The organism is Micromonospora sp. M51 (assembly GCF_018070305.1).
Lineage (GTDB): Bacteria > Actinomycetota > Actinomycetes > Mycobacteriales > Micromonosporaceae > Micromonospora > Micromonospora parva.
Genome location: NZ_JAGPXZ010000161.1, coordinates 1 through 9,747 on the forward strand (window position 1 = coordinate 1; position 9,747 = coordinate 9,747).

The window sequence follows — 9,747 nt, forward strand, 5'->3', positions numbered from 1 at the left end:
GTCGTGGCCCCGGCGATGCTCGCCGCCTCGGCGATGACCGGGGCGCTCGCGGAGACCACCTTCAACTTCTTCGGCAAGATGAAGTACATGAAGCTGTACGACGGGATGATCGCCACCCCGGTACGGCCGTTCGAGATCGCCGTGGGCGAGTTGGGTTGGGCGATGCTGCGGGGCGGCGCCTACTCGGCGGCGTTCCTCGGGGTGATGGTCGCCCTGGATCTGACCAGCGTCGCCCGCGCGCTGACCGCCCTCCCGGCCGCGGTGCTGGTCGGGTTCGCGTTCGGGGCGCTCGGCATGACGATCGCCACCCTGATGCGCAGCTGGCAGGATTTCGACCTGATGGGCTCCGCGCAGTTCACCCTCTTCCTCTTCTCCGGCACCTTCGTGCCGGCGCAGGCCTATCCGACGGTGCTGCACTGGCTCGTCGAGATCACCCCGCTGTACCGCTCGGTGCACCTGATCCGCGGGGTCACGCTGGGCAGCGGCGGCTGGCTCTGGCTGCTCGACGTGCTCTACCTGCTGGCGATGGTGGTGCTCGGCCTGCTGGTGGCTTCCCGGCGAATGGCCAGGTTGCTCTACACCTAGGGGTTATCCGCGCCCGTCGACGGGGCATGACCGGAGGTGACACCACCGACCAGGAGGAGGGGCGATGGCCTCGGACGAGTCTTCCGCCCAGCGCGAGCGTGATCGCGATCGGGCCACCACGCCCGTTGGCCCCGACGCGGGCCCGGACAGCCCCACCGACCTGCCCGGCAGTGGCTGGAAGGCGGCCTTCCGCCGAACGATCACCGAGTTCCAGGACGACAGCCTGACCGACTGGGCGGCGGCACTGACGTACTACGGGGTGCTGTCCATCTTCCCCGGCGTGCTGGTGCTGATCTCCCTGCTCGGCCTGCTCGGCGAGAGCGCCACCGAGGGCGTCAAGGACACCGTCAACCAGGCGGTGCCGAACGACAGCATCCAGAAGATCATCGAGGGCGCGATCGACACCGCGGGCCGCAACGGTGGCCTGGCCAGCATCGCCGCGATCGTCGGTCTGCTGGCCGCGTTCTGGTCGGCCTCCGGTTACATCGGCGCGTTCATGCGTGCCTCCAACACCATCTACGACGTGCCGGAGGGGCGACCGATCTGGAAGACGCTGCCGATCCGGCTCGGCGTGACAGCGGTGATCGGGGTGCTGCTGCTGGCCAGCGCGGTGATCGTGGTCTTCACCGGCCGCCTGGCCGAATCGGTCGGTGACGTGATCGGGGTCGGCTCGACGGCGGTGGCGGTGTGGGACGTCGCCAAGTGGCCGGTGCTGCTGGTCCTGGTCAGCCTGATGTTCGCGATCCTCTACTGGGCCTCGCCCAACGCGCGGCACGGCGGCTTCCGCTGGGTCAGCCCGGGCGGGGTGCTGGCCGTGGTGATCTGGCTGGTGATCTCCGGCCTGTTCGCCTTCTACGTGAGCAACTTCGGTTCGTACGACAAGACGTACGGGACGCTGGCCGGCGTGATCATCTTCCTGGTCTGGTTGTGGCTGAGCAACATCGCGATCCTGCTGGGGGCGGAGTTCGACGCGGAGTTGGAACGCGGTCGCGCGATCTCCGCCGGCCACCCCGTGGACGACGAGCCGTACGTCGAGCTGCGCGACGATCGCAAGCTCCGCAAGAAGCGCAACTCCGCCGGCCGCCGCTGACGACCCGGCGCCAATCGCCCCGCCACCGAGGATCGGCTGGCGGGGCGATTGCATGTCTGTCGATGAAACTGGCGGCGAGGGGTCGCAGGCCGTCCGTGATCCTTTCCTTGATCGACTAGTAGCTTTTGTTCTTTCGGACAAAAGTTGGTCTCGGAACGGTTGAAGCTCTGGACAGGCGGCGCTGAACGCTCTTACTGTGTCGGACACAACACATCGGCATTGCGTCGATGTGAACGCTGCCAATGAAGAGGGGGCCTCCCCGGTGCGTACCGTCGACCCCCTGCACGTGCGACTGTTGCGGTTGCTCCGCGACGAGGGGGCCGTGTCCCGCGCCGAGCTGGGCGACCGCCTCCAGATGCCGCGTCCACGCATGCTGGCCGAGCTGGACCGCCTGGTGGCGTTGGGTTACGTCGCCGAGGCGGGGCTCGCCGCGTCCCGAGGTGGGCGTCGCTCGACGCTCGTCGAGTTGAACCCGAAGCTGCGCTTCGCCGCCGTCGACCTCGGCGCCAGTTCGATGGACGTCGAGGTGGTCAACGGTCGCCTCGAACCGGTGGCCCACTACGCCGAGGCGGCGGACATCCGCAACGGCCCGAAGGTGACCCTGCAACGGGTCAACGAGCTGCTGCACAAGGCCCGGGTCGACGGCGCGTACGAGCGACTGGACGCGGTGGGCATCGGCGTACCCGGCCCGGTCAGCTTCCGTGACGGCGTGCCGGTCTCACCGCCGATCATGCCGGGCTGGGACCGGTTCCCGGTGCGTGAACTGCTCAGCCGGGAGCACGGCTGCCCGGCGGTCGTCGACAACGACGTCAACATCATGGCGATCGGCGAGCGGCACGGCGGTGTCGCCCACTCGGTGGACGACTTCCTCTTCGTGAAGATCGGCACCGGCGTCGGGTGCGGCATCTACCTCACCGGCGAGGTCTACCGGGGCACCGACGGCTGTGCCGGCGACATCGGCCACATCCAGGTCGACTCACACGGTCCGATGTGCTCGTGCGGCAACGTCGGCTGCCTGGAGGCGCTGTTCAGCGGCGCCGCGCTGGCCAAGGACGCGGCGGCCGCCGCCCGCAGTGGCACGTCGCCGGCGCTCGCCGAGCGATTGGCCCTGCGTGGTGTGGTGACCGCCCTGGACGTGGCCGAGGGCGCCGTCGAGGGCGACCTGACCTGCATCCAGTTGATCCGCGACGGCGGACGGCGGGTCGGCGGCGTGCTCGCCGGCCTGGTCAGCTTCACCAACCCGTCGATGATCGTGATCGGCGGCGGGCTGGCCCAGCTGGGTCACATCCTGCTCGCCGAGATCCGCAGCGTGGTCTACCGCCGGTCACTGCCGCTGGCCACCGGCAACCTTCCCGTCGTCCTGTCCGAGCTGGGCGGCCGGGCCGGTGTCACCGGCGCGGCGGTGCTCGCGAGCGACGTCGCCTTCGGGGAAGCCTCGTGAGCGCGAGGAGTGAGCCGGGTTTGCGAGCCCCGCAGTCGCGAACAGAGGCCGGCACAGTGAGCTGTTCGAGATTCCGTCGTGAGCGAGGAGGAGACTGTGGCCCTGCCCGAGGATGACCCCGCCACCGCGTCGGCCGAGGCCGTCGCCGAGGCGCCGCTGGTCGAGGCTCCCGCCGACACCGTCGCGGGCGAGGTGGTCCTGCGCCTCACCGATCTGGTCAAGACCTTCCCTGGCGTACGCGCGCTCGACGGCGTGCAGCTGGAGGTGCGTGCCGGCGAGGTGCACTGCCTGCTCGGGCAGAACGGCGCCGGCAAGTCCACCCTCATCAAGGTGCTCGCCGGGGTGCACCAACCGGATTCCGGGCTGGTGGAGTGGCGCGGTGAGCCGACCACGTTCGCCAACCCGCAGGCGGCCATGAAGGCCGGCATCGCCACGATCTACCAGGAGCTTGACCTGGTCGAGGACCTGTCGGTGGCGGAGAACGCCTTCCTCGGGCACGAGTACCGCCGCTTCGGGTTCGTCCGGCGCGGCCGGATGGCCCGGCACACCCGGCAGATCCTCAGCCGGCTCGGCCACGGTGAGATTCCGCCGGGGCGCATGGTCAGGTCCCTGCCGGCGGCGGGCAAGCAGATCGTCAGCATGGCCCGGGCGCTGTCGCACGAGGCCCGACTGATCATCATGGACGAGCCGAGCGCGGTGCTGGCCCACGACGAGGTCGGCAACCTGTTCCGGATCATCCGCGAGCTGACCGCGCAGGGCATCGCCGTCATCTACATCTCCCACCGGCTGGAGGAGATCCGCGAGATCGGCGACCGGGTCACCGTACTCAAGGACGGCCGGACCACGGCGGCGAACCTGCCGGCGCGCGACACCCCGACCCGCGACCTGGTGAGCCGGATGACCGGCCGCACCATCGAGTACGTCTTCCCGGACCGGCCGGCCGACGACCCGGCGGGTGCCGACCTGCTCCAGGTGGAGGGGTTGACCCGCGAGGGCGAGTTCGCCGACGTCTCGCTGAACGTGCGCGCCGGGGAGATCGTGGGCATCGCGGGGCTGGTCGGCTCCGGTCGTTCCGAGCTGCTGGAGACGATCTACGGTGCCCGCCTGCCGGAGGCCGGCACGGTGCGGATGGACGGCAAGGTCCTGCGGCCCGGCGTCGGCGCTGCGGTTCGCGCCGGCATGGGGATGGCGCCGGAGGAACGTAAGAGCCAGGCGTTGCTGCTCGGCGAGCCGATCTACCGCAACGTCACGCTGGCCACCTTCGGCCGGTACGCGCGGCTCGGCTTCACCAACGCGGCCAAGGAACGCGCCGAGGCGGACCGGATCGCCGAGACCCTGGAGCTGCGGCCCCGCGACGTCGACCGGCCGGTCCGCACCCTGTCCGGCGGCAACCAGCAGAAGGTGGTGGTGGGGCGGTGGCTGCTCGGCGGCACCAAACTGCTGCTTCTCGACGAGCCGACCCGGGGTGTGGACGTGGGCGCCCGGGCTGAGCTCTACCAGGTCATCCGGGCGCTGGCCGCTCAGGGCGTCGGGGTGCTGCTGGTCTCCAGCGAGGTGCCCGAGGTGCTGGGTCTGGCCGACCGGGTGCTGGTGATGCGGGAAGGGCGGGTCGTCCGCGAAGCCGCGGCCGGCGAACTCGACGAGAACACTGTGCTTGACCTCGTGATGGCGGGGTCCTTGATGGAAGGCGCACCGGCATGAGCGACGCGACTCCCACTCCCACCGCGACACCGGAGCGCCCGCAGCTTCCGGCACAGTCGCCGCCGGTGGACCCGGCGGAGACTGCGGTGGCCAGCGACAAAGCATCCTCCGGGGGGAAGCTCTCCTGGTGGCGGGGTGACGGCGGCGACGGCGCGAAGCGCAACCTCGGTCTGATCGGGGTGCTGGCCGCGCTCATCGTGGTCGGCGCGGTCACCAAGCCCGACCTGTACGGCGACCCGAACTGGGTCTGGAACAACGTGCTGGCCATCCTCCAGTTGGCCTCCGTCGTCGGCGTGGTCACGGTCGGGATGACCTTCGTGATCATCGGTGGTGGTATCGACCTGTCGGTCGGTGCGATCGTCGCGCTGGCCGGGGTCTGGTGCACCACTGTGGCCACCCAGAGCTACGGCGCCGGCGGCATGATCTTCACCGCCCTGGTGGTCGGCATCTGCGTCGGCCTGGTCAACGGTGTGCTCATCTCGTACGGGCGGCTGGTGCCCTTCATCGCGACGCTGGCGATGCTGGTGGCCGCGCGCGGCCTCGCCGCGTCGATCTCCAACAAGCAGACCCAGGTGTCGAGCAGCACCTTCATCAACGACATCGCGGCGCGCAAGGTGATCGGCATCCCGATCCTCGTCTACATCCTCGGCGCGGTGGTGCTGGCCGGGTGGGTGGTGCTCAACCGGACGACCTTCGGCCGGCGGACCATCGCCGTCGGCGGCAACCCGGAGGCGGCCCGGTTGGCCGGCATCAACGTCCGGCGGCACACCATGCTGCTCTACGCGCTCTCCGGTCTCTGCTGCGGCATCGCCGCCATCATGCTCACCTCGCAGGCCACCTCGGCGCAGGCGGCGATGGCCAACCTGTACGAGTTGGACGCGATCGCCGCGGCGATCATCGGCGGGACGTTGCTCAGCGGCGGCCGGGGCACGATCGTCGGCTCGCTGCTCGGCGTCATCATCTTCGCCACGATCACGAACCTCTTCGCCATCAACGGCCTCTCCATCGAGGCCCAGAACATGGTCAAGGGCGGCATCATCGTCGCCGCCGTCCTGGTCCAGCAGTTCCAGTTCAAGTCCGTCACTCGGCTCCTCGCGCGGAACAGGGTCACCACCGCAACCTGACGCACCGCACCGTTGTCCTGGCGACGTCGAGATCTTCGACGGTGGCCGGGGCCCGCACACCCTCACAAAGTCACATCCCGCTCCCAGGAGGTCATTCATGACCCAGCACAGTCGCGACCTGTCGCGCCGCCGGTTGCTCTTCGGTGGAGCCGCAGTGGGCGCTGCCACCCTTCTCACCGCGTGCACCAGCAACGAGACTCCGGCCGCCAGCACCCAGACCAAGGCCGCCGGAAACGCCGAAGGCAACAACGCCCCGGGCAAGAAGGTCGTCATCGGCTTCTCCGCGCCGGCCGCCGACCACGGCTGGATGGGCGCGATCCACGCCAACGCCAAGGCGCAGGCCGCGGCCTACTCGGACGTGGAGTTCAAGGAGGTCGACGGCGGGTCGAACTCCGAGGCCCAGCGCTCCACGCTCGGCACGCTGATCGCCCAGAAGCCGGACATCATCGTCGTGCTGCCGCACGACGGCAAGGAGGTCAACGCCGTTGCCCTCCAGGCGATGCAGGCGGGCATCCCGATCGTGAACCTGGACCGGGCGTTCCCCGACGCGCTGGCCTCGCGGCTGGTCATCAAGGGCGACAACTACGGCATGGGCGTCTCGGCCGGGCACTTCATCGGCAAGATGCTCAAGGACAAGGGTGTCGCCAACCCGGTCATCGGTGAGATCGCCGGTCTGGAGATCCCGCTGACCGTCGAGCGCAGCAACGGCTTCAAGGCAGCCCTGGCCACCTACGGGTTCACGGTGAGCAACCGGCGCTCGGCCGAGTTCACCTCGGACAGCGGCCAGCGCGAGGCGGCCCAGCTGCTCCAGGCGCTGCCGAAGATCGACGCTGTCTGGAACCACGACGACGACCAGGGCATCGGTGTGCTCGCGGCCATCAAGCAGGCCAACCGGTCGGAGTTCTTCATGGTCGGCGGCGCGGGCTCCAAGCTCGCGATCGACGCGATCAAGGCCGACAACACCGTGCTGAAGGCCACTGTCACCTACAACCCGTCGATGGCCTCCTCGGCGGTCTCTCTCGCGCGGCTCATCGCGCAGGGTCGGGGCCTGGGCGACCTGACGGAGCTGCAGGTGCCCAAGGAAGTGACCCTGGCCTCGGAGACGATCACCAAGGAGAACGCGAGCAGCTACGACAAGCTCGGGTTCTGACATACCGGGGGGAGACCCACCTTGTCCACGAACGACAAAGAACTGCGGGTCGGCATGGTCGGCTACGCGTTCATGGGCGCCGCGCACTCGCAGGCGTGGCGCACCGTGAACCGCGTGTTCGACCTGCCGGCACGGGCCCGGATGGCGTTGATCTGCGGCCGAGACACAGCGAAGGTGGCCGACGCCGCCGACCGGCTCGGCTGGGACGCGTACACCACCGACTGGCGTGACCTGATCAACCGGGACGACATCGACGTCGTCGACATCTGCACCCCGGGCGACAGTCACGCCGAGATCGCTCTCGCCGCGTTGGCCGCCGGCAAGCACGTGCTGTGCGAGAAGCCGTTGGCCAACACGGTGGAGGAGGCACGGGCGATGACCGCCGCGGCGGACACCGCCCGGGCCGCCGGAGTGCGGTCGATGTGCGGGTTCAACTACCGCCGGGTCCCCGCGGTCACGATGATGCGCCAGTTGGTCGCCGACGGACGGCTAGGGGTGATTCGACACGTCCGTGCGACGTACCTGCAGGACTGGATCGTGGACCCGCAGTTCCCGCTGGTCTGGCGGTTGCAGAAGGACAGGGCGGGCTCCGGCGCGCTCGGTGACATCGGGGCGCACATCATCGACCTGACCCAGTACGTGACGGGTCAGCGGATCAGTGGCGTCAGCGCGGTCACCGAGACGTTCGTCAAGGAGCGGCCGTTGCCGGCCGAATCGAGCGGTCTGGCGGCCACCGTGGACGGCGGTAGTGCGCCCACCGGGCCGGTAACCGTCGACGACGCCGCGGTCTTCGTGGCCCGGCTCGACGGTGGCGCGTTGGCCACGTACGAGGCCAGCCGCTTCGCGACCGGCCGCAAGAACGGCCTGCGCGTCGAGATCAACGGATCGCTGGGGAGCGTGGTCTTCGACCTGGAGCGCCTCAACGAGCTGGAGTTCTACGACGCCACCCGACCGGCCGCGGAGCAGGGCTTCAGCCGCATCCTGGTGACCGAGGGCGAGCACCCGTACATGTCGGCGTGGTGGCCCCCGGGCCACATCATCGGCTACGAGCACTCGTTCACGCACGAGATGCGCGACTTCATCGAGGCGGTCGCCACCGGTGTCGACCCGACTCCCTCCTTCGCCGACGCGTTGCAGGTCCAGCTGGTGCTGGACGCGGTGACGCGCTCGGCGGAACTCGGCTCCTCCTGGGCCGAGGTGGCGCCGACGCTGACCGCGGCGGCCGTCTGACCTTTGACCATCCGCGACGGCGGTGAACGCGCCGCCGTCGCCCGACGGGCTTTCCGACGCCGACCGGCGAGGGACCAGCCACGGATTGCGCCCCGTGGCCGGGACAGAGGTCGGCATCGGGGAGCGTGCACCCGGGCCGTACGGCCCGGTGGCGCACGAGCAGGACGGTCGTCCGGTGTGACCGGACCGGGATTCCCCGGTCGCACCGGAGGACCGCCACCGGTGAGGATCCACAGGACCTGATGAGACCGTCCGCCGCTACCCCGAGCCCTGCCGTACCCGCCCGCCGCTTTCCGGCGGGTCGTGGTCCGGTCGGTGTTCCGGTGGGCGCGGCGGCCTGAGGCGCCCGGCCGGGGCATGCCAACGCCCCGACCGGCCGGATGCGGGGGAGGCAGGGTCGAGACGCCGACCCGACCCTGCCTACCAGCCCCGTCTGCTCGCACCTGCCGGGACCGGTCCGGCGTCGTCGCCGCCGACGCCGACGTCGGAAGCCGGTGTTGTTCCGGTGCGGGACGGGCGGACGGGGCCCATCCACCCCGGCTGTTCGGAAAACCGGGGCGTATCTTTCCGAAACATATTCTGATATTCCTATATTTAGCGGTACCGACGGTTCCTCGTGAACGGGGAAGGAGCACCATGCGAACAGGTGTCTGGCTGGTAGGAGCGCGCGGGTCCGTTGCGACCACCAGCATCGTCGGAGGGCTCGCGCTGCGGGCCGGTCTGGCCGGGCCGACCGGCTGCGTCACCGAGCTGCCCGAGCTGCGCGGCCCGGCCCTGCCGGCCTTCGCCGACCTCGTCTTCGGCGGGCACGACCTGGCCACCACTCCGCTGTGCAAACGCGCCGAGGCCCTCGCTGACGCCGGTGTCATCCCCTGGCGGCTGGTCGCGGCGCTCCGCGACGAGCTGGGCGTGGTCGAGCAGGAGCTGCGCCCCGCACCGGTGGGCGACACCCAGGCCGACCGGGCCGCCGCCGTGGTCCGTGATCTCACCACCTTCCGGGAGCGGCACGAGCTGGACCGGGTGGTGGTGGTCAACGTCTCCGCCACCGAGCCGGCCCCTCGACCGCACCCCGGGCACGCCGACCCGGCCGCGCTGCGCGCCGCCCTCGACGGCCCGGACGAGGTGCTGCCGGTCAGCTCCCTCTACGGCTACGCGGCGCTGCTCGCCGGCTGCCCGTACGTCGACTTCACCCCGTCCACCGGGCTGCGGCTGCCGGCGCTCGCCGCGCTGGCCGAGGAGGCCCGCCTGCCGTACGCCGGGCACGACGGCAAGACCGGGGAAACCCTGGTCAAGTCGGTGCTCGCGCCGATGTTCGCGATGCGCACCCTGGCCGTGGGCTCCTGGTCCGGGGTCAACCTGCTCGGCGGCGGCGACGGCGCGACCCTCGCCGACCCGGCCGCGAACGCGGCGAAGGTGCAGAGCTAGC

7 protein-coding genes and 1 pseudogene are annotated in these 9,747 nt (G+C 70.2%); all 8 read left to right on the plus strand.

What is annotated here, in order from left to right; genetic code table 11:
- On the plus strand, positions 1–585 hold a 585-nt coding region (locus KBX53_RS11585; protein WP_210859092.1), incomplete at its 5' end, for an ABC transporter permease.
- Between the two features lie 64 nt (positions 586–649).
- Complete coding sequence (locus KBX53_RS11590) at positions 650–1,675, plus strand: YihY/virulence factor BrkB family protein (protein WP_210859094.1); 1,026 nt, start codon at positions 650–652, stop codon at positions 1,673–1,675.
- A 262-nt stretch (positions 1,676–1,937) separates the two neighbouring features.
- The gene (locus KBX53_RS11595; RefSeq protein WP_030330411.1) at positions 1,938–3,116 is read left to right on the plus strand and encodes an ROK family protein; all 1,179 of its coding nucleotides are present in this window, start codon (positions 1,938–1,940) and stop codon (positions 3,114–3,116) included.
- Between the two features lie 192 nt (positions 3,117–3,308).
- Positions 3,309–4,817, plus strand: coding sequence for a sugar ABC transporter ATP-binding protein (locus KBX53_RS11600; RefSeq protein ID WP_030330410.1), 1,509 nt, complete (start codon positions 3,309–3,311; stop codon positions 4,815–4,817).
- Entirely contained in the window at positions 4,814–5,941 is a 1,128-nt protein-coding gene (locus KBX53_RS11605) for an ABC transporter permease (protein WP_030330409.1), read from the plus strand. Before KBX53_RS11600 ends, KBX53_RS11605 begins: the two co-directional genes overlap by 4 nt.
- A gap of 97 nt (positions 5,942–6,038) precedes the next feature.
- Positions 6,039–7,091, plus strand: a complete 1,053-nt coding sequence (locus KBX53_RS11610; RefSeq protein ID WP_030330408.1) for a substrate-binding domain-containing protein — start codon at positions 6,039–6,041, stop codon at positions 7,089–7,091.
- A 21-nt stretch (positions 7,092–7,112) separates the two neighbouring features.
- Positions 7,113–8,321 (plus strand): Gfo/Idh/MocA family protein, encoded by a 1,209-nt coding sequence (locus tag KBX53_RS11615; RefSeq protein WP_030330407.1) that lies wholly within the window; start codon positions 7,113–7,115, stop codon positions 8,319–8,321.
- Between the two features lie 636 nt (positions 8,322–8,957).
- A pseudogene (locus KBX53_RS11620) lies at positions 8,958–9,737 on the plus strand (inositol-3-phosphate synthase); the annotation flags it as partial.
- Positions 9,738–9,747: the final 10 nt, after the last annotated feature.